This window comes from Clostridium sp. AF19-22AC (assembly GCF_003479085.1).
In the GTDB taxonomy this organism is placed as follows: Bacteria; Bacillota; Clostridia; order Lachnospirales; family Lachnospiraceae; genus Faecalicatena_A; species Faecalicatena_A orotica.
In genome coordinates, this window is the sequence record NZ_QUGN01000045.1 from 1 (window position 1) to 393 (window position 393).

Consider the following 393-nt stretch of genomic DNA (forward strand, 5'->3'; position numbering starts at 1 on the left):
ATGATGACAGAATTATTTGGTGTATTTCCATATTTAAAAAACGAAAAAATTATTATTAAAAAAATAGAATTAAATGACGTTGTAGCCTTGTCAGAGATAAGCAATAATGAGAATGTTTATAAGTATATACCGCCTTTTTTATATAAGAAAAGTAAGAAAGCATTAGAGACTGCAATCAAAAATCTTGGTGGAAGAGATTTTGAAAAGAAAAAGTATATAATTGCAGGCGTTTATTTAAAAGATAATCCTAATAGGCTTGTAGGTTTAGCAGAAATGTTTGACTATAAAAAGAGAGAAAATAAAATAACAGTGGGTTATCGTCTAAATGAGGATTATTGGAATAAGAAAATTGCAACAAATGTTTTGAAATTGATGGTTGAATATTTAGTAAAT

1 protein-coding gene is annotated in these 393 nt (G+C 26.2%); it reads left to right on the forward strand.

Features of this window, described 5'->3' with window-relative positions; all coding sequences use genetic code 11:
* The coding region (locus tag DWX43_RS26335) for a GNAT family protein (protein WP_243099485.1) at positions 1-393 on the forward strand (393 nt) is incomplete at both ends.